The sequence below is a fragment of the Streptomyces sp. bgisy159 genome, from assembly GCF_057707805.1.
Map to the genome: position 1 here is coordinate 45,428 of NZ_JBYIQX010000016.1, position 17,929 is coordinate 63,356.

Annotated in this window: 14 protein-coding genes; 10 read left to right on the top strand and 4 right to left on the bottom strand. The window is 73.3% G+C overall.

All coding sequences use genetic code 11. The features are described from left to right. Nucleotides 1-268: 268 nt before the first annotated feature. Entirely contained in the window at nt 269-811 is a 543-nt protein-coding gene (locus tag AC3ET3_RS17760) for a hypothetical protein (RefSeq protein WP_432137540.1), read from the bottom strand. A gap of 249 nt (nt 812-1,060) precedes the next feature. Here AC3ET3_RS17760 and fmt point away from each other — a divergent pair, with 249 nt between their 5' ends. After that, nucleotides 1,061-1,993 carry a methionyl-tRNA formyltransferase gene (gene fmt, locus AC3ET3_RS17765; RefSeq protein WP_432137541.1) on the top strand — a complete coding sequence of 311 codons (933 nt, stop codon included), beginning with the start codon at nt 1,061-1,063 and terminating at the stop codon, nt 1,991-1,993. A 120-nt stretch (nt 1,994-2,113) separates the two neighbouring features. Next, nucleotides 2,114-3,541, top strand: a complete 1,428-nt coding sequence (locus AC3ET3_RS17770; protein ID WP_432137542.1) for an RsmB/NOP family class I SAM-dependent RNA methyltransferase — start codon at nt 2,114-2,116, stop codon at nt 3,539-3,541. Nucleotides 3,542-3,615: 74 nt separating this feature from the next. On the opposite strand, the gene AC3ET3_RS17775 is transcribed toward AC3ET3_RS17770, so the two are convergent. Then, entirely contained in the window at nt 3,616-5,754 is a 2,139-nt protein-coding gene (locus AC3ET3_RS17775) for an MMPL family transporter (protein ID WP_432137543.1), read from the bottom strand. Between the two features lie 149 nt (nt 5,755-5,903). Here AC3ET3_RS17775 and rpe point away from each other — a divergent pair, with 149 nt between their 5' ends. The 5 genes from rpe to AC3ET3_RS17800 all read left to right on the top strand — a co-directional run bounded on the left by rpe (nt 5,904) and on the right by AC3ET3_RS17800 (nt 11,900). Further along, the gene (gene rpe, locus AC3ET3_RS17780; RefSeq protein WP_432137544.1) at nt 5,904-6,590 is read left to right on the top strand and encodes a ribulose-phosphate 3-epimerase; all 687 of its coding nucleotides are present in this window, start codon (nt 5,904-5,906) and stop codon (nt 6,588-6,590) included. A 78-nt stretch (nt 6,591-6,668) separates the two neighbouring features. After that, nucleotides 6,669-7,712 (top strand): sugar-binding transcriptional regulator, encoded by a 1,044-nt coding sequence (locus AC3ET3_RS17785; protein ID WP_432137545.1) that lies wholly within the window; start codon nt 6,669-6,671, stop codon nt 7,710-7,712. 435 nt (nt 7,713-8,147) lie between these two features. Next, nucleotides 8,148-9,590 carry a GuaB1 family IMP dehydrogenase-related protein gene (locus AC3ET3_RS17790; RefSeq protein ID WP_432137546.1) on the top strand — a complete coding sequence of 481 codons (1,443 nt, stop codon included), beginning with the start codon at nt 8,148-8,150 and terminating at the stop codon, nt 9,588-9,590. Nucleotides 9,591-9,969: 379 nt separating this feature from the next. Beyond that, nucleotides 9,970-11,430 (top strand): amino acid permease, encoded by a 1,461-nt coding sequence (locus AC3ET3_RS17795; protein WP_432137547.1) that lies wholly within the window; start codon nt 9,970-9,972, stop codon nt 11,428-11,430. A gap of 17 nt (nt 11,431-11,447) precedes the next feature. Further along, on the top strand, nt 11,448-11,900 hold the full coding sequence (locus tag AC3ET3_RS17800; RefSeq protein WP_432137548.1) for an Lrp/AsnC family transcriptional regulator: 453 nt from the start codon (nt 11,448-11,450) through the stop codon (nt 11,898-11,900). Nucleotides 11,901-12,099: 199 nt separating this feature from the next. Here AC3ET3_RS17800 and AC3ET3_RS17805 read toward each other — a convergent pair whose 3' ends face one another. Then, a complete protein-coding gene (locus tag AC3ET3_RS17805) occupies nt 12,100-12,558 on the bottom strand; it encodes an SRPBCC family protein (protein WP_432157177.1) in 459 nt (152 codons plus the stop codon). A gap of 308 nt (nt 12,559-12,866) precedes the next feature. Here AC3ET3_RS17805 and AC3ET3_RS17810 point away from each other — a divergent pair, with 308 nt between their 5' ends. From AC3ET3_RS17810 to AC3ET3_RS17820, 3 genes are all read left to right on the top strand, one after another. Next, entirely contained in the window at nt 12,867-14,144 is a 1,278-nt protein-coding gene (locus tag AC3ET3_RS17810) for an MFS transporter (protein WP_432137550.1), read from the top strand. A gap of 236 nt (nt 14,145-14,380) precedes the next feature. Further along, complete coding sequence (locus AC3ET3_RS17815) at nt 14,381-15,169, top strand: carbon-nitrogen hydrolase family protein (protein WP_432157175.1); 789 nt, start codon at nt 14,381-14,383, stop codon at nt 15,167-15,169. Nucleotides 15,170-15,214: 45 nt separating this feature from the next. Beyond that, the gene (locus tag AC3ET3_RS17820; RefSeq protein WP_432137552.1) at nt 15,215-16,927 is read left to right on the top strand and encodes a flavin monoamine oxidase family protein; all 1,713 of its coding nucleotides are present in this window, start codon (nt 15,215-15,217) and stop codon (nt 16,925-16,927) included. A gap of 58 nt (nt 16,928-16,985) precedes the next feature. Here the strand turns inward: AC3ET3_RS17820 and AC3ET3_RS17825 are convergent, their stop codons facing one another. Then, entirely contained in the window at nt 16,986-17,672 is a 687-nt protein-coding gene (locus tag AC3ET3_RS17825; protein ID WP_432137615.1) for a DUF5995 family protein, read from the bottom strand. Nucleotides 17,673-17,929 lie beyond the last annotated feature (257 nt).

Consider the following 17,929-nt stretch of genomic DNA (forward strand, 5'->3'; position numbering starts at 1 on the left):
CGGTGCGGGTGCAGGTGCCGCTGCCGGTGCGGGTGTCTGGAGGTGCAGGTGCTGCGGCCCGTGCATGCGCTGGTGCGCCGGGGCCGGCGGGAGTGTCTCGAGCGTGGGTTCCCGGTCCGGTGCGGGCACTTCGGGCGCAGCATCCCCTTCGGCGGGGAGGGCGTTTCTCGCGGTGGGCGCCCGGGAGGGGACCGCCCTCCCGGTCAGCCGGGAGGGGACCGCCCTCCCGGTCAGCCGGGAGGGCGGGTGAGGTCGGGGACTGCTCGGGTCAGCCGTTGCGGGGGCCGGGGAGCGCGGTCGGCCTGACGTCGTCGCGCAGGGCCGGGCTGCCCGCCGTCGGCTGGGTGGGCATGGAGCGGGCCGCGGGGACGGTGGGGACCGGAGAGATGCCGGTGCCCACGTTGACCGTGCGGGCGCTGGACGGCTCCGCGGTCCGGTCCGGCTCGGCCGGCGCCTGGGCCGCGGCACGCCGGGCGCCGTAACGCCGGTGCACCGCCTGCTTGGTGACGCCCAGGGCCGAGCCCACGGCGTCCCACGAGAAGCCGAGCGAGCGGTCGAAGTCCACCGCCGCGGTGACCAGGGTTTCGACGCTGTCCCGCAGCTCCTGGGCGAGACGGACGGTGGGAGCGGGCGCGCGTCCGTAGACGACGAAGCCCGTGGACGGGCCGGAGCGGCGCGGGCGGTAGACGTTGCCCAGCTGGGCGGTGAGGGTACGCAGCGCGTCCACCTGCCGGCGGACCCGCTCGATGTCCCGCACCAGCAAGTGCAGGCTGGCCCGGGCCTGGGCGTCGTGGGTTGCGTGGTCGGCCATGAACAAGCCTCTCGAACCGGCGTTGGGAGAAAGAGGTCAACTCTTTCTTGACCAACGCCCGTCCGCTCGTGTTGGTCACGGTAGGGGGCGTATGGGCATATGCATACGCCCCCCGGCCGGGCATCCCCACGAGGCCTCCCGGCGCCGGTCGGTGCCTCCCGGCTCCGGCCGGGGCCCCGGTCGTGTGCCGGGGATCATAAACTGGTGTGTCGCCCGTCGTCCTTCCGTCCGAGAGGCCCGTGCTCTTCCATGAAGCTTGTCTTCGCCGGTACCCCCGAGGTCGCCGTTCCCGCTCTGGACGCTCTGATCGCCTCCGGGCGGCACGAGGTGGCCGCCGTCGTCACCCGTCCCGACGCTCCCGCGGGGCGGGGCCGTCGGCTCATCGCGTCGCCCGTGGCGCAGCGGGCGGAGGAGGCCGGGATCGAGGTGCTCAAGCCCGCCCGGCCGCGCGACCCCGGTTTCCTGGAGCGGCTCGGGGAGATCGCGCCGGACTGCTGCCCCGTCGTCGCCTACGGGGCCCTGCTGCCCCGGGTCGCCCTGGACATCCCCGCGCACGGCTGGGTGAACCTGCACTTCTCGCTGCTGCCCGCCTGGCGCGGAGCCGCGCCCGTGCAGCACTCCCTCATGGCGGGCGACGAGATCACCGGCGCCTCCACCTTCCTCATCGAGGAGGGTCTGGACTCCGGGCCCGTCTACGGCACCGTCACCGAGGAGATCCGGCCCACCGACACCAGCGGCGACCTGCTGACCCGGCTCGCCTTCGCCGGTGCCGGACTGCTCGCCGCCACCATGGACGGCATCGAGGACGGCTCCCTGAAGGCGGTACCGCAGCCGGGCGAGGGCATCAGCCTCGCCCCCAAGATCACCGTCGAGGACGCCCAGGTCGACTGGACAGCCCCGGCGCTGCGCGTCGACCGGGTGGTACGCGGCTGCACTCCGGCCCCCGGCGCCTGGACCGTCTTCCGCGGCGAGCGGCTCAAGCTGATCCAGGTCACCCCGGTCCCCGAGCGGACCGACCTCGCTCCCGGGCAGCTCGCCGTCGGCAAGAACAGCGTCCATGCCGGCACCGGGTCGTACGCCGTGGAGCTGGTGTGGGTGCAGGCGCAGGGCAAGAAGCCGATGCGGGCCGCCGACTGGGCGCGCGGCGTGCGCATCGCCGAGGGCGAGCACGTCGGCAGCTAGGGCCGGCGACCCGCCTGTGCTCCGGTGGGGCGAGCGCGGGCCAGGGCACCGCGACGGGGCACGCGAGGCCCGGCGTACGCTGGGTGCCCAGTCCGTTCTGCGATCCGGAGCACCTTTTTCGTGAGCGATCAGTCCCGCCGTCCCCGCCGCCCCGGCAAGCCCTACCGCCGGCCCCAGAAGGACCCCGTGCGCATCCTCGCCTTCGAGGCGCTGCGCGCGGTGGACGAGCGGGACGCCTACGCCAACCTCGTGCTGCCGCCGCTGCTGCGCAAGGCACGCGAGCAGGAGGGCCCCGAGCGGTTCGACGGCCGGGACGCGGCGCTGGCCACCGAGCTGGTGTACGGCACGCTCCGGCGGCAGGGGACGTACGACGCGATCATCGCCGCCTGCGTCGACCGGCCCCTGCGGGAGGTCGACCCGCCGGTGCTGGACGTGCTCGGCCTCGGGGCGCACCAGCTGCTCGGGACGCGGATCCCGGCCCACGCCGCCGTCTCCGCGACCGTGGAACTGGCGCGGGTGGTGCTCGGGGACGGGCGCGCCAAGTTCGTCAACGCCGTACTGCGCAAGATCGCCCAGGACGACCTCGACGGCTGGCTGGCCCGGGTCGCGCCGCCCTACGACGAGGACCCCGAGGAGCACCTCGCCGTCGTCCACTCGCACCCCCGCTGGGTCGTCTCCGCGCTGTGGGACTCCCTCGGCGGCGGCCGGGCCGGCATCGAGAAGCTGCTGGCGGCGGACAACGAGCGGCCCGAGGTGACCCTGGTCGCCCGTCCCGGCCGCGCCACCCCCGAAGAACTGCTGGACGAGGACGCCGCTGCCCCCGGCCGCTGGTCCCCGTACGCGGTACGGCTCACCGAGGGCGGCGAGCCCGGCGCCGTCGAGGCCGTACGGCAGGGCCGGGCCGGCGTCCAGGACGAGGGCAGCCAGCTGGTGGCCCTGGCCCTGGCCGACGCGCCCCTCGAAGGGCCCGACGAGCGATGGCTCGACGGGTGTGCGGGGCCCGGCGGCAAGGCGGCGCTGCTGGGAGCACTCGCCGCCGCGCGCGGGGCCACCCTGCTCGCCTCGGAGAAGCAGCCGCACCGGGCGGGACTGGTCGCGCGGGCCCTCGCCGGGAACCCGGGGCCCTACCAGGTCATCGCCGCCGACGGCACCCGCCCGCCGTGGCGGCCCGGCTCCTTCGACCGAGTGCTGGTGGACGTGCCCTGCACCGGGCTCGGCGCACTGCGCAGGCGGCCCGAGGCCAGATGGCGGCGCCGGCCGGAGGACCTCGACGGGTTCGCCCCGCTGCAGCGCGGCCTGCTGCGCTCCGCACTGGAGGCCGTACGGGTCGGCGGCGTCGTCGGGTACGCCACCTGCTCGCCCCACCTCGCGGAGACCCGGGCCGTCGTCGCGGACGTGCTCAAGCAGTACCCCGGGACCGACCTGATCGACGCGCGGCCCCTGCTGCCGGGCGTGCCGGAGCTGGGGGAGGGCCCCGACGTGCAGCTGTGGCCGCACCTCCACGGGACCGACGCGATGTACCTGGCGCTGATCCGGCGGACCGGCTAGGTGTTCTGTCCGGGGAGGGTGGTGACCGGCGCGCCGGGTGCTCGACCGGGTGAAGGCCCTGGTGGCGGCGCCTGTCAGGCGTCCTGCCGGGCGTCCTGCCGGGCGGCCCCGTCGCGCCGTGCCAGCGGGTGGGGCCACCACACCTTCTTCCCGGTGTCCAGGAAGAGGGCCGTGACCAGGACCGAGCGGATGATGAAGGTGTCGAGCAGGACACCGAGGGCGACCGCGAAGCCGATCTCCGCGAAACCGACCATGGGCAGCGTGCCGAGGGCGGCGAAGGTGCCCGCCAGGACCAGGCCCGCCGAGGTGATCACCGCGCCGGTGGCGGCGAGCCCGGTCACCACGCCCGGCCGGGTGCCCTGGCGGATCGCCTCCTCACGGATCCGGGTGGTCAGGAAGATGTTGTAGTCGATGCCCAGGGCCACCAGGAACACGAAGACGAACAGCGGGAAGGCCACGTCCTCGCCCGCGTAGTCGAAGACGTACCGGAAGGCGAGCGCACTCAGCCCCAGCGCCGTCGCCAGGGACAGCATGACCGTGCCGATCAGCAGCAACGGGGCCACCAGGGCGCGCAGCAGGACCGCGAGCACCAGCAGCACCACCGCCAGGACGAGCGGGATGACCAGATAGTTGTCGTGGGTCTGGGCCCTGTCCATGTCCAGCAGGGCCGCCGTGCCGCCGCCGACCTGGGCGTCGGCGCCGGGCACGGCGTGCACGGCGTCGCGCACCCGGTCCACGGTCGCCTTCGCGGCGGCGCTGTCGGCGGGGTCGGTCAGGGTCGCCTCCAGGAGCACCCGGCCGTCGTGCTCCGGCGCCGCACCCGGCGGCACCCGGATGCTGCTCGGCACGACGCCCGGATCCGCGGCCACCACACGGCCCACCCGCTCGGCCTTGCCGACGTCGGAGACGATGACCAGCGGATCGCCGGTGCCGGCCGGAAAGTACCGCGCGGACACCTCCTGGCCGACGATCGAGTCGGGCTTGTCGGTGAAGGCGTCGGCGTTGCGGATGCCCTCCGCCCGCAGCTGGAACAGACCGAGGGACAGCGCCGCCAGGGCCGCCGCCGTGACACCCCACACCAGACGCGGGCGGCGGGCGATCCGGCGGCCCATGCGCGCCCACAGCCCGCGCTCCGTGGGGTCGGGTGTCCCGTAGTGCGGTACCACCGGCCAGAAGATCCAGCGGCCGAAGACCAGCAGCAGCGCCGGGAACAGCGTGAGCATGGCCAGCAGGGCGACGGTCACGCCGATGGCCGCGACGGGACCGAGACCGCGCGTGGAGTTCATCTCGGCCACCAGCAGGACGAGCATGCTCAGCACGACCGTGAGGCCCGAGGCGAGCACCGCGGGACCCGCCCGGTGCAGCGCCAGCCGCATCGCCTCGTGCCGGTCCTCGTGGCGGCGCAGTTCCTCTCGGTAACGGGCGACCAGCAGCAGCGCGTAGTCGGTGCCCGCGCCGAAGACCAGCACCGTGAGGATGCCCGCACTCTGGCCGTTGACGGTCAGGCCGCCGTGCCGGGCGAGGAGGTAGATCAGCGCCTGCGCGGTGAACAGGGCGGCCACCACCCCGAGCAGCGGCACCAGCAGCAGCGTGGGACTGCGGTAGGTGATCAGCAGCATCACGATCACCACGCCCATCGCGGCGAACAGCAGCGTGGAGTCGATGCCCTCGAACGCCTCGGCGAAGTCCGCGGACGTACCGCCCGGTCCGGTGATGTGCACGGACAACCCGGGCGCGCCGTCGTCGACCTCGGCGCGGATGGAGTCGACGGCGGGGGCGATGCGCTGCCAGCCGCTGGCGTCCATGGTGATCGGTACGAAGACCTGGGCGGCGCGCGGATCGGCGGGCCGGTCGAAGACCGGGCCGCGGGTCTCGTCGCCGCGCACGCCGTGGTCCTCCAGGGTCCGCAGCTGCCGTACGTCCTCGGCGATCCGCGCCCGGTCCGCGGCGGTGAGGCCGCTGTCGCGGGCGTACACCACCACCGCCGGGATCTGCTCCGGCCGGAACTCCTCGGACGCCTCCAGCACCTGGGTGGACTCCGCGGACCCCGGCAGCCACGACTGCGCGTCGTTGTCCTGCGCGTCGTTCAGTTTCGCCCCGAAAGGCGCCGCGACGAGCAGCACCACCACCCACAACCCGACGACGACCCACTTCGACCGCCGCCCGCACACGAACCCGACCGAAGCCTGCTTCCACGCCTCAAGACGCCTCATGAGCAACTCCCTGGGAGGGGCGCGGGACCGGGACACGCGCGGCTCCGGTGCGCCGGTGCGCCAGGCCACCGACGACCCGCGGTCGCCGCACGACAGTACCGCCGGAGCCCGATGCGTCGGACCCCTCGGGGACATGGCAGGCTTGGCACATGGCCGCGCAGATCAACCCCAGCATCCTGTCCGCCGACTTCGCCCGCCTCGCGGACGAGGCGACGGCGGTCGCCGGAGCCGACATGCTCCACGTCGACGTGATGGACAACCATTTCGTCCCGAACCTCACGCTCGGCGTTCCGGTCGTGGAATCACTGGCCCGCGCGACGGACACCCCGCTGGACTGCCACCTGATGATCGAGGCCCCCGACCGCTGGGCTCCGCAGTACGTGGAAGCCGGTGCCTCCTCTGTCACCTTCCACGTCGAGGCCGCCGCCGCTCCCGTGCGGCTGGCCCGGGAGATCCGGGCGAAGGGCGCGCGCGCCTCCATGGCCCTGAAGCCCGCGACGCCCATCGAGCCGTACGAGGACCTCCTCCCCGAACTCGACATGCTGCTGATCATGACGGTCGAGCCCGGATTCGGAGGCCAGGCGTTCCTCGACATCATGCTTCCGAAGATCCGCCGTACCCGCGAGTTGATCAGCAAGCACGGCCTGCAGCTGTGGCTCCAGGTGGACGGCGGGGTCTCCGCCTCGACGATCGAGCGGTGCGCCGAGGCGGGCGCGGACGTCTTCGTCGCCGGCTCCGCCGTGTACGGTGCCGAGGACCCGGCGGAGGCGGTGCGCGCCCTGCGCGCGCGGGCGGAGGCGGCGACCGCCGGGGCGAGCTGGGCGTGCGACCACTGAGCCACAGCAAAGTGAACGGCTCCCACCAGGGCTGATCGACGGCGCCGAATCTGCGAGGATGAACGGCGAATCCAGAATGTGAACAGCAGTGAGGAGATCGCCGTGTCGGGTATGTCGGCGGGCCGGTCAGCCATGCGGATGGGACCCGCTGAGCTGGTGCAGGCGGCGGCCATGGCCCGCCGCTTCTACCTAGAGGGCAAATCCAAGATCCAGATCGCGGAGGAGTTCGGCGTCAGCCGGTTCAAGGTGGCGCGGGTGCTGGAGACGGCCCTGGAACGGGATCTCGTACGGATCGAGATCCGCGTGCCGGCCGAACTGGACGCGGAGCGCTCCGACGCGCTCCGCGCCCGCTACGGTCTCCGGCACGCCGTCGTGGTGGAGTCCCCGGCCGAGGCGGAGGAGACCCCGGATCCGGAGAACCTGGGGGAGGTGGCCGCCGACCTGCTCGGCGAGCTGGTCAACGAGGGGGACGTGCTCGGGCTGGCCTGGGGCCGGTCCACCATCCACATGGCGGCGGCGCTGGACCGGCTGCCGCCCTGCACGGTCGTGCAGCTGACGGGCGTGTACGACGCCGGGACCTCCGAGCGCGGCTCGGTCGAGGCCGTGCGCCGCGCCGCCCAGGTGTCCGGCGGGGACGCCCACCCCATCTACGCGCCGATGCTGCTGCCGGACGCCGCCACCGCGGCCGCCCTGCGCCACCAGACCGGGATCGCCCGGGCCTTCGAGTACTTCGACAAGGTCACGGTCGCCTGCGTCTCCATCGGCTCCTGGGAGCCGGGCATCTCGACGGTGCACGACATGCTCAGCGACGAGGAACGGGCGCACTACGCCTCGCTCGGTGTCGCCGCCGAGATGGCCGCGCACCTCTTCGACGCCGAAGGACGCCGGATCGGGCGGGACCTGGGGGAGCGCTGCATCACCGTGAAGGCGGAGCAGCTCCGCCGTGTTCCGGAGGTCGTCGCGATCGCGGGCGGGCAGCGCAAGGCTCCCGCGATCGACGCCGTCCTGCGGTCGGGGCTCGTCACCAGCCTGGTGACGGACACCTCCGCCGCCGACTTCCTGATGGCGGCCGGCTCGACCCCCCGTCCCGCGCTCAACCGGGCTGACCCGGACGGCGCCTGACGGTGTGTGATGGGTTCCGCTGGACCGGACGGGCCGTGGCAGCACCGCCGGCGCGCTGCCGCGCTTCGACCGCCGGGCGCTCCGGTGCGGCCCCGTCCTGCCGGGCGGGCCGACGGGACGCGGTACGGGGGCCGGGCTGGCCGGCGGGACGCGGTACGGCCTGCGGGGCCGGCGGGACGTGGTACGGGGGCCGACCCGCTCCCCGGCGGGTCCGGCCGCTCCGCCGCGACCGCGCGGGTCCCGGGCGGACGGGGCGACATCGCGGCCGTTCGGTGGCGCCGGCCCTTGGAGGTTCCTCCTAGAGGGGTCCTGACCAGCCTGGATGTTATGACGGGGTATGCCGGGCCCCTGGCCATGGGACACTGAAGTACGTGCTCTTTTCCCCCTGGCACACCTGTCAGGGGGTCACCTCTGATCGACTGGGATGTGCAGCACGTGCGTTTCCTCAACGACATCCAGCCCGCCTACGACCTGACGTACGACGACGTCTTCATGGTGCCGAGCCGCTCCGCGGTCGGCTCGCGTCAGGGCGTGGACCTCTCCTCCCCGGACGGCACGGGGACCACGATCCCGCTGGTCGTCGCCAACATGACGGCCATCGCCGGGCGGCGGATGGCGGAGACCGTCGCGCGGCGCGGCGGACTCGTCGTGATCCCGCAGGACATCCCCCTCGAGGTGATCACCGAGGTGATTGCCTGGGTCAAGAGCCGCCACCTCGTCCTCGACACCCCCATCGTGCTCGCCCCGCACCAGACCGTCGCCGACGCGCTGGCCCTGCTGCCCAAGCGCGCGCACAACGCCGGTGTCGTGGTGGACGAGGACGGCCGGCCCGTCGGCGTGGTCACCGACCGGGACCTCAGCGGCGTCGACCGCTTCACCCAGCTCGAAGTGGTCATGTCCAAGGACCTGCTGCTGATCGACGCCGGCATGGACCCCCGCGAGGCCTTCAACACCCTCGACACCGCCAACCGGCGCTACGCCCCGGCCGTGGACGAGAACGGCAGGCTCGCCGGCATCCTCACCCGCAAGGGCGCCCTGCGCGCCACCCTCTACACGCCGGCCGTCGACCGGAACGGCAGGCTGCGCGTCGCCGCCGCCGTCGGCATCAACGGCGACGTGGCGGGCAAGGCCAAGCAACTGCTCGACGCGGGCGTCGACACCCTCGTCATCGACACGGCGCACGGCCACCAGGAGTCGATGATCAGCGCCGTCAAGGTGGTCCGGGCGCTCGACCCGCAGGTGCCGATCGTCGCCGGCAACATCGTCTCCGCCGAAGGCGTCAAGGACCTGGTCGACGCGGGTGCGGACATCATCAAGGTCGGGGTCGGCCCGGGCGCCATGTGCACCACCCGGATGATGACGGGCGTCGGCCGGCCGCAGTTCTCCGCGGTGCTGGAGTGCGCTGCCGAGGCGAGGAAGTACGGCAAGCACGTCTGGGCCGACGGCGGTGTCCGGCACCCGCGCGACGTCGCCATGGCACTGGCCGCCGGGGCCTCCAACGTCATGATCGGCTCCTGGTTCGCGGGCACCTACGAGTCGCCGGGCGACCTCCAGCACGACGCCCAGGGCCGTGCGTACAAGGAGTCCTTCGGCATGGCGTCCGCCCGCGCGGTGCGCAACCGCACGTCCGAGGAGTCGGCCTACGACCGCGCCCGCAAGGCCCTGTTCGAGGAGGGCATCTCCACCTCCCGCATGTTCCTCGACCCGGCCCGCCCCGGCGTCGAGGACCTGATCGACTCGATCATCGCGGGCGTCCGCTCGTCCTGCACCTACGCCGGGGCCGGCTCCCTCGAGGAGTTCGCCGAGAAGGCCGTGGTCGGCATCCAGAGCGCCGCCGGCTACGCCGAGGGCAAGCCCCTGCACGCCAGCTGGAACTGACCCTCCGCGACGGCCTCTGTCCGTCCCGAGAGGGCCAGTCCCTCCGAGGCGGCCTCCGCTCCTCCCGTCGGCCCCCGTCCCTCCCGCTCCGGTGGAGGACGGGGGCCGTCGGCGTGTCCGGGACGGACGCCCTGGTCTCGTCCGGCGTCCGGTCCGTCGGCATCCGCAACGCTCCATCGCCCCCGTGCAACGAATGTCCGCGACCTGGCGATGAACGCAATGATCATGCGGATACGCGCAAGGTTGCTGCATTACAGGGGCAACGTCCCAGCTCATAGGGTTCTGCGCTGTACGTGGCGTGGCGGGGACCCCGCTCGGTGGGTTCCCGCAGTGTCCACCGGTCCCCGTCGCCCGACCGCAGCGACGAAGGAGTCAGCGCGTGCTCGACCAAGGCGCACCCCCGCAGCAGCGCCCCCTGTCCACCCCGCCGTCCCCCGGGATCGGCGCCCGCCTCATGCGCCGCAAGCCCGTGGAACGCCTGGTCGCCGAGGGTGGCCAGGGGGAGGGAGGGTCCCTGCGGCGCTCCCTGGGGCTGTGGCAGCTCACGATGATCAGCATCGGCGCCACCCTCGGCACCGGCATCTTCGTGGTGCTCGGCGAGGCCGTGCCCAAGGCCGGCCCGGCGGTCACCCTGTCCTTCGTCATCGCCGGTCTGACCGCCCTGTTCTCGGCCCTGTCCTACGCGGAACTGGCCGGCACCATCCCCGTCGCCGGCTCCTCCTACTCGTACGCATACGCAACGATGGGCGAGCTGATCGCCTGGATCTGCGGCTGGTGCCTGGTCCTGGAGTACGGCGTGTCGGTGGCCGCCGTCGCCGTCGGCTGGGGCGAGTACCTCAACGAGCTGCTCGACGGCACGATCGGTGTCACCATCCCCGACGCGCTGTCCGCGCCGCCCGGTGACGGCGGTGTCTTCAACCTGCCCGCGCTGATCGTGGTCCTGCTCGCCATGGCCTTCCTGCTCGGCGGCGCCCGCGAGTCCGCCCGCGCCAACACCGTCATGGTCGTCGTGAAGATCGCCGCGCTGGTGCTGTTCTGCGCGATCGGCGTGCAGGGCTTCCGCTCCGGCAACTACGACCACTTCATGCCGCTGGGCATGGCCGGCGTCAGCGCGGCCGGTGCGACGCTGTTCTTCTCGTACATCGGTTTCGACGCCGCCTCCACCGCCGGTGAGGAGGCGAAGAACGCGCAGCGCGACCTGCCCCGCGCGATCATGCTCTCGCTGGTCATCGTGACCGCGCTGTACGTCCTCGTCGCGGCCGTCGCCGTCGGCGCCCAGCCCTGGCAGCGGTTCGGCGACTCCGAGGCCGCCCTCGCCAAGATCATGAGCGAGGTCACCGGCCAGACGGTCTGGGGCACCGTGCTCGCCCTGTGCGCGGTCGTCGCCATCGCCAGCGTCGTGCTGACCGTGCTGTACGGCCAGACCCGCATCCTCTTCGCGATGTCCCGCGACGGCCTGGTGCCCAAGGTGTTCGGCAAGGTCCACCCGAAGACGGGTGCGCCCCGGCACAACACGGTCATCGTGTCCCTGTTCTGCGGAGTGCTCGCGGCGGCCGTTCCGCTGGGCCAGCTCGCCGACGCCACCAGCATCGGCACGCTGTTCGCCTTCGCGCTCGTCAACGTGGCCGTCGTGGTGCTGCGCCGGACCCGCCCGGAGATGCCGCGCACCTTCCGGGTGCCGCTGTCGCCCCTGCTGCCGGCGGTGGGCTTCGCCTTCTGCGTCTGGATGATGGCCAGCCTCTCCGCCGTCACCTGGGTGGTCTTCGGTGTCTGGATGGCCGTCGGGCTCGTGTTCTACTTCGTGTACGGCCACCGCCGTTCCCGACTCGCGAACATCTGAGAAGTGATCGACCCACCGTGCTGAACGATCTCGACGAACGCATCGTGCACGCCCTCGCCGAGGACGCCCGCCGCTCCTACGCGGACATCGGGCAGATGGTCGGCCTGTCCGCGCCCGCCGTCAAGCGGCGCGTGGACAGGCTGCGGGCGACCGGCGCCATCACCGGCTTCACCGTCCGCGTCGACCCGGCGGCGCTCGGCTGGGAGACCGAGGGGTTCGTCGAGATCTACTGCCGGCGCAACACCTCGCCGGAGACCATCCAGCGGGGCCTGGAGCGCTACCAGGAGGTGGTGTCCGCGTCGACCGTCACCGGGGACGCGGACGCCGTCGCCCAGGTCTTCGCCGCCGACATGCGGCACTTCGAACGGGTGCTGGAGCGCATCGCCGGTGAGCCGTTCGTGGAGCGCACCAGGTCCGTGCTGGTGCTCTCACCGCTGCTGCGCCGCTACTCCTCCGGCTCGCCCACCTGAGCGGGCCGGCCGTCGCGGGGGGCTGCTCGCCGCATGGGCCGGGTGCCGCGCGGGCCGGCAGCGCAGGGCCGGGGGCGGTGCACCGTGCCGAGCTGGTGAGCGGTGCCGAGCCCCCTCCCGTGGGCCGTGTGCCACCCGCTGAGCCGGGCCGTACCGCGCGGAGCGGCAACCGTCACCGCGCGCGTTCCGCGCGCCGGGCTCACTCCGCGTGCCGGCGGACCTCGGCCAGCAGGCGCCGCACCGCCAGCACATGCCCGCGCGTCCCGATCACCAGCAGCCGGTAGAGCCGGCCCAGCGGCCCGGGGAAGACCGCCCGCGTCTCGGCCCGCAGGAGTGTGCGCCCCGCCCCCGCCGCTTCCAGGTGGAAGATCAGGGCGTACGCCGAGAAGCGGTGACGGCCGACGAGCGTCAGCTCCCGACCCGGTACCGCGCCGGCCACGCGGAACCCGGGCAGCGCCGATCCCGGAACCGGCGGCCGGGGGCCGGTGGCGACGCGGTCCGCGCAGCCGAGCAGACGGGCGACGGCGACGGAACGCGGGCTCCGGAACCCACGGTCCACCACCTCGGCGAGGGCCCGCCACACGGCGTCCGGTCCGGCCGCGACGACCGTGGTGTGCGCGTCGACGAAGGGCAGGACAGGGATCTCGGCGGTGTCCATGACGGCACCTTTCGGCAGACGGACCGGAAAACGGCTTCGCTCGGTATCCTCGCCCGCCCTCATCAGCGCCGGCTTCCTGCGGCGGGCCGACAGAGGTGGCCGCGCGGGGGAGGAGACGCCCGGAAGACCTCGTTCTCCCGGCGGACCCCGCCCGCCACGGCCCGCCGTGGGAATCTCCCGCGCGGACGCCCCGGGCCGCCTACCATCGGTGCCATGACCTGGCGACATTGATCCACCGGCCACGCCTCCCGAGGACCGCCTCGGACGCCGTACCTCCGGCATCCGATCCGATCCCGCGGGAAGGCCCCATGACTCTCTCACCCACGCGCGCGCCCTCCGACGGCGTCCGGCGGCTCGCCGTCACGCTCCACGCGCACGCGTTCCTCGACGAGTTCGTCCTGCTCTACCCGGTGTACGCGCTGCTGTTCGCCGACACCGGCCTCACTCTGTGGCAGATCTCCTCCCTCTTCGTCCTCTGGTCGCTCACCGGCGTTCTCCTGGAGGTCCCCTCCGGAGCCTGGGCCGACGCCTTCTCGCGCCGCATGCTGCTGTGGCTCGGCCCCCTGCTGACGGCGGCCGGCTTCGGACTGTGGGTGCTGGCTCCGTCGTACGGGACGTTCGCGCTCGGCTTCGTGCTGTGGGGGGCGCGCGGCGCCCTGGGCTCCGGTGCGCTGGAGGCCCTCGTCTACGAGGAACTGGACCGGCTCGGTGAGAGCCGCCGCTACGCCGGACTCATGGGCCGGGCCCAGGCGGCCGGACAGGTCGCCGTGATGGCGGCCATGGCGCTGGCCGGACCGGCGTTCGCGCTCGGCGGGTACCGGCTCGTCGGCGCGGCGAGCGTGCTCGCGTGTCTGCTGACCGCGGCCGTCGCCACCCGCTTCCCGGAACGGCGGGCGCCGGTGCGCGGCGGTGACGAGGACGGCTGGGCCGCGACCCTGCGCGCCGGCCTGCGCGAGGCGCGGCGCGACCGCTCGGTACGTGGGGCCCTGCTGCTGGTTCCGGCCGTCGCGGCGGTGTGGGGAGCGCTCGACGAGTACACGCCGCTGCTGGCCCTGGACACCGGCGTGGCGGCGGCCACGGTGCCCTACCTGCTGGTGGTGATCTGGGCCGGGGTCAGCGTCGGCAGTCTGCTGGCCGGCCCCGCGGCCCGCCTCGGCCGCCCGGGCCTCGCCGCGCTGCTCACGCTCTGTGCCGTCGCCCTGGCCGCCGGCGCGTCCTGGGGCCGACCGGCCGGCATGGTGCTCGTCGCCGTCGCCTTCGGCGGCTTCCAGCTCGCCACCGTCCTCGCCGACGCCCGCCTGCAGCAACGCATCGAGGGCGCCGCGCGCGCCACCCTCACCTCGCTCGCCGGCCTCGGCACCGAACTGGTCACGATGGCCGTCTACGGCGTGTACGCCACCCTGGGCACCACCGCATCCCACGGCACGGTCTTCACCCTCTTCGCCGTGCCCTACCTGCTCACGGCCCTCCTGCTCACCGCCCGACGCGCCGCACGGGCCCCCGCGCATCCGGGGGGAGGGGGACCGCTCGGCCCGCCCGCGGCGCACCCGCACCCGGGGGCGCGCGACCGGACCGGCGACGACTGACCGCCCAACCGGCACCCGCGCCGCGGCCGACGCTCGCGGGGGAACCGCGCGAGCGGCCTCGCCCGCCCGCTCCCGGAAAGCCCTCCGTGCCCCGCACAACGAATCACCGCCGGTCGGCCCCCGCACGCAACGATTCCCTCACCGGCGCGCAACGGCTCCTCCTTGTCCGGCCTGGTCAGCCGACCGTACCGTCTACGTGGCCCCCCGAACCCCCTTCCGCCCGCTGAGGAACCCGTATGCGCACCGCCCTGCTGCAGAGCTCCGGCCGCCCCGGCTCACCCGCCGAGAACCTGAAGGTGCTCGACGAGGCCGCGGGCCGGGCTGCCGCCGCGGGCGCCGGACTGCTGATCACGCCGGAGATGTTCCTGACGGGCTACGCGATCGGCGACGACATCGCCCGCCTGGCCGAGCCCGCCGACGGTGACGCCGCCGACGCGGTCGCGGAGATCGCCGGCCGGCACGGTGTGGCCGTCGCGTACGGCTACCCGGAGCGCGCCGGCGAGACGGTGTACAACTCCGTCCAGCTGGTCTCGGCGGACGGCACCCGCCTCGCCGGCTACCGCAAGACCCACCTCTTCGGCTGCTTCGAGCGGGACCACTTCGCGCCGGGCGAGCGGCAGGTCGTCCAGGCCGAGCTGAACGGCCTGACCGTCGGCCTGCTGATCTGCTACGACGTCGAGTTCCCGGAGAACGTCCGCGCGCACGCGCTGGCCGGCACCGACCTCCTGGTGGTGCCCACCGCGCAGATGCACCCGTTCCAGTTCGTCGCCGAGTCGATGATCCCGGTGCGGGCCTTCGAGAACCAGATGTACGTCGCCTACGTCAACCGCGTGGGCCGGGAAGGGGAGTTCGAGTTCGTCGGGCTGTCCACACTGGCCGGCCCCGACGGCATCGCCCGCACCCGCGCCGGCCGCGCCGAGCAACTGGTGTTCGCCGACGCCGACCCCGTCTCGCTGGCCGCCTCCCGTGAGGCGAACCCGTACCTCGCGGACCGCCGCCCCGCCCTGTACGGGTCCCTGGTCTGACACCCGCCACTCCCCGAACCACCCCGCGCAAGGAGTCCGTACCCCATGACGTCCACGGTGCCCAACGCCGTCGAGCACGCCGACGAGCAGCAGCCGCCGATCACCATGTTCGGCCCGGACTTCCCCTACGCCTACGACGACTTCCTCGCCCACCCGGCGGGCCTCGGACAGATACCCGCGACCGCGCACGGCACCGAGGTCGCGATCATCGGCGGCGGCCTGTCCGGCGTCGTCGCGGCGTACGAGCTGATGAAGATGGGGCTCAAGCCGGTCGTCTACGAGGCCGACCAGCTCGGCGGGCGGCTGCGCACCGTCGGCTTCGAGGGCTGCGACGAGTCGCTCAACTGCGAGCTGGGCGCGATGCGCTTCCCGCCGTCCTCCACCGCCCTGCAGCACTACATCGACCTCGTCGGCCTGGAGACCAGGCCCTTCCCGAACCCGCTGGCCGAGGCCACCCCCTCGACCGTCGTCGACCTCAAGGGCGAGAGCCACTACGCGGAGACGATCGACGATCTCCCGCAGGTCTACCGGGACGTCGCCGAGGCCTGGAACAAGTGCCTCGACGAGGGCGCCGACTTCTCCGACATGAACCGCGCGATGCGCGAGCGCGACGTCCCGCGCATCCGCGAGATCTGGGCGAAGCTCGTCGAGAAGCTCGACAACCAGACGTTCTACGGCTTCCTCTGCGACTCCGAGGCGTTCCGGTCGTTCCGGCACCGTGAGATCTTCGGCCAGGTCGGCTTCGGCACCGGGGGCTGGGACACCGACTTCCCCAACTCCATCCTGGAGATCCTGCGCGTCGTCTACACCGAGGCCGACGACCACCACCGCGGCATCGTCGGCGGCTCCCAGCAGCTGCCGCTGCGCCTGTGGGAGCGCGAACCCGCGAAGATCGTGCACTGGCCGCACGGCACCTCGCTGGCGAAGCTGCACGCCGACGGCCGGCCGCGCCCGGCCGTGACCCGGCTGCACCGCACCGCGGGCAACCGGATCACCGTCACCGACGCCGACGGCGACATCCGCACCTACACCGCGGCGATCTTCACCGCCCAGTCCTGGATGCTGCTGTCCAAGATCGAGTGCGACGACTCGCTGTTCCCGATCGACCACTGGACGGCGATCGAGCGCACCCACTACATGGAGTCGTCCAAACTGTTCGTGCCGGTCGACCGGCCGTTCTGGCTGGACGAGGCCGTCGACGACCAGGGAAACCCGACGGGCCGGGACACCATGTCGATGACGCTGACGGACCGGATGACCCGCGGCACCTACCTGCTGGACAACGGCCCCGACCAGCCGGCCGTCATCTGCCTCTCGTACACCTGGTGCGACGACAGCCTGAAGTGGCTGCCGCTGTCCGCGAACGAGCGGATGGAGGTCATGCTGAAGTCGCTCGGCGAGATCTACCCGAAGGTCGACATCCGCAGGCACATCATCGGTAACCCGGTGACGGTCTCCTGGGAGAACGAGCCCTACTTCATGGGCGCCTTCAAGGCCAACCTGCCGGGCCACTACCGCTACCAGCGGCGCCTGTTCACGCACTTCATGCAGGACCGGCTGCCCGACGACAAGCGCGGCATCTTCCTCGCCGGCGACGACATCTCCTGGACCGCGGGCTGGGCCGAGGGAGCCGTGCAGACCGCGCTGAACGCGGTCTGGGGCGTGATGCACCACCTCGGCGGCACCACCGACCCGTCCAACCCCGGCCCGGGCGACGTCTACGACGAGATCGCGCCGGTCGAACTCCCCGAGGACTGACGACCCGACCCGGGCTCCTCCGCGGCCCCGCCAGCCGGTCCGGAGGGACCCGGCCCGGCTAGCGGGGCAGCGGCGTCAGCAGCATGCGGCCCGCGAAGCCGACGGCCGCGTCGAGGCGTTCGGTGAACTCCTCGGCGAGCTCCGGCAGCCGGCGCAGGGCCCACAGGGCGCGGGCCGCCGACCAGGCGGCCTCGCGGGCGCGCTCCAGGCTCCAGGAGCCGAGGAAGTGGGTGAGCGGGTCGGCGATCTGCAACAGGTCGGGGCCCGGCATCAGGTCCTCGCGGATCCGTTCCTCCAGCGCGACGAGGAGATCGCCGATCCGCTCGAACTCGTCCTCCAGCGCGACCGGTTCGCAGTCCAGCGCCTGGCAGGTGTCGACGACGGACAGCGCCAGGTCGTGGCCGATGTGCGCGTTGATGCCCGCCAGCGCGAACTGCAGCGGACGGATGCCGGGATGGCGGCGGAACTGGAACAGCGGCCGCCAGCAGGCCGGCGGCCGGTGGCCGGCCGCCGCCGCGTCCACCGCTCTCAGGTACCGTTCGGCGAACCGCACGCCGAGGGTGTTCGCGGCCCGCGCGTCCGTGAACCGGCCGTCGTCGATGTGCCGGCCGACCTCCCGCGTCACGGTGAGATAGACGCGGTTGAAGACCGCGATCCCGTCCCGCGCGGGCAGTGCCGAGTCCAGGGCACGCATCCGGGACAGCACCGCGCCGACGTCGGGGCCGCTGTCTTCCAACTGTTCCATGGGGGGCATGGAGGAAGGGTCGCAGCCCCGCGCCGGGCGATACGGCGACGGCCCCGGCGCTTCCCCGAAACGAGCGAACGCGTGCTTGGGCCGGCCTCCGAGGGCCACCTGATGAGCCGTTCGTCGGGGCGGACCACGGCCGCGGGCGCGGGGTGCGACCGTCGCGGTGCAGGGCCCGGCGGACGCCAAGATCCTTGGTGCGGTTTCGCTTTCGGTCGTGCGTGCGAGTCCGGAGCCTTCTGGGTCGGAACCCGGGG

What these genes read in the sequence shown, in the direction of transcription:
- AC3ET3_RS17810 (WP_432137550.1), top strand. Translation starts at nt 12,867, where the DNA reads ATGACTCTCTCACCCACGCGCGCGCCCTCCGACGGCGTCCGGCGGCTC.
- AC3ET3_RS17820 (WP_432137552.1), top strand. Translation starts at nt 15,215, where the DNA reads ATGACGTCCACGGTGCCCAACGCCGTCGAGCACGCCGACGAGCAGCAG.
- AC3ET3_RS17775 (WP_432137543.1), bottom strand. Translation starts at nt 5,754, where the DNA reads ATGAGGCGTCTTGAGGCGTGGAAGCAGGCTTCGGTCGGGTTCGTGTGC.
- AC3ET3_RS17815 (WP_432157175.1), top strand. Translation starts at nt 14,381, where the DNA reads ATGCGCACCGCCCTGCTGCAGAGCTCCGGCCGCCCCGGCTCACCCGCC.
- rpe (WP_432137544.1), top strand. Translation starts at nt 5,904, where the DNA reads ATGGCCGCGCAGATCAACCCCAGCATCCTGTCCGCCGACTTCGCCCGC.
- AC3ET3_RS17805 (WP_432157177.1), bottom strand. Translation starts at nt 12,558, where the DNA reads ATGGACACCGCCGAGATCCCTGTCCTGCCCTTCGTCGACGCGCACACC.
- fmt (WP_432137541.1), top strand. Translation starts at nt 1,061, where the DNA reads ATGAAGCTTGTCTTCGCCGGTACCCCCGAGGTCGCCGTTCCCGCTCTG.
- AC3ET3_RS17825 (WP_432137615.1), bottom strand. Translation starts at nt 17,672, where the DNA reads ATGGAACAGTTGGAAGACAGCGGCCCCGACGTCGGCGCGGTGCTGTCC.
- AC3ET3_RS17760 (WP_432137540.1), bottom strand. Translation starts at nt 811, where the DNA reads ATGGCCGACCACGCAACCCACGACGCCCAGGCCCGGGCCAGCCTGCAC.